Annotated in this window: 2 protein-coding genes; both read right to left on the bottom strand. The window is 45.9% G+C overall.

The features are described 5' to 3' along the window. The coding region (locus tag ACRC27_RS06140; protein ID WP_438639431.1) for a porin at nucleotides 1–417 on the bottom strand (417 nt) is incomplete at its 3' end. A gap of 334 nt (nucleotides 418–751) precedes the next feature. After that, nucleotides 752–1,391, bottom strand: a 640-nt coding sequence (locus ACRC27_RS06135; RefSeq protein WP_438639430.1) for an amino acid--tRNA ligase-related protein, incomplete at its 5' end; no start/stop codon positions are given.

The following is a 1,391-nucleotide window of genomic DNA, read 5'->3' as shown; positions in this document are numbered from 1 at the left end:
ATCTTCGCCCCACTCAGGCAGAACGTCAGTATAACCGGTTACATCGTAAGACACGCCCCAGTTACGGCCGTAGCTGATGCTACCGTAACGGTCATCTTTCAGACCTACATAGGCTAAACGAAGCTGGCTAGGGCCATTGAAGTTAGAGTCTTGGTTGGTTGCCAGATTGTATTCAACGTGGCCGAAACCTTGCAGGTTATTGTTGATCTGGGTAGTCCCTTTTAGGCCCAGACGCGCATAACTTTGATCGCCACGCTGATACATGTCGGCATTGTGGTTAGATGCAAAGTGGTAGTCACCGGTTACAGAGCCGTACAGATCAAGTTTATTGTTGTTTTGATCATAAATAACAGCGGCATTTGCAGCGGTAGCCATCAGCATTGCTGGGATCATTGCTGCAAGAACGGTACGTTTCATGCTATTTCCTCATTCAGTATCGTATTGCTCCGGCGAGTCATTTAAATGTGTTTTTGCCGGAACCTTTCTTTGCATTTAATGTCCCACTTACACAGGTATGATTCCAGCCACTAATTGAATCTATTCGTGTCAGTGTTTGCATCAGGCTACAGACTGTAATGATCTGTGTCTTGTGACGAACTTTTCCCTAAGAAGGGTATCGGGCGCTAATCCATATTTTGCTGATGTCATACACATAAAAAAAGCCAACATAAGAATGTTGGCTTTTTTGTTTTACGCTAACGCGCAGTATGTTTGTTGCTTAAACGGATTGGCCTAAATGCCAATCTGTGCATCAGAATGCTGCGTTGCGTGGTGTACGTGGGAATGGAATAACATCACGTACGTTTTGCATACCGGTAACGTAGGCAACTAAACGCTCAAAACCTAAACCGAAACCGGCATGTGGCACTGTACCGTAACGGCGCAGATCGCGATACCACCAGTAATCTTCCTTGTTCAAGCCCATCTCGTCTAGACGTGCATCAAGAATATCCAGACGCTCTTCACGCTGTGAACCACCGATAATTTCACCGATGCCTGGAGCAAGAACATCCATCGCGGCAACGGTTTTACCGTCATCGTTCATACGCATATAGAATGCTTTGATATCTTTCGGATAGTTCTTCACGACAACCGGTGATTTGAAGTGAACTTCAGCCAGATAACGCTCATGCTCAGATGACATATCCACACCCCAGAATACTGGGTTTTCGAACTGCTTACCGCAGGTTTCGAGGATCTTGATAGCATCAGTGTAATCAATTTGTGCAAAGTCTGAACTGATAAAACGTTCTAAGCGGGCAACCGCATCTTTATCGATACGATCGGCGAAGAACGCCATATCGTCCATACGCTCTTCCAGTACTGCGTTGAAGACATACTTCAGCAGCTTTTCAGCCAGAGCAGCAGCATCGTCAAGGTTTGCAAAGGCA

The sequence above is a fragment of the Plesiomonas sp. genome, from assembly GCF_051650925.1.
Lineage (GTDB): Bacteria > Pseudomonadota > Gammaproteobacteria > Enterobacterales > CAMTGL01 > Plesiomonas.
Note: the sequence above shows the minus strand (reverse complement) of the source record. Positions and strands in the feature narration are given on the sequence as shown.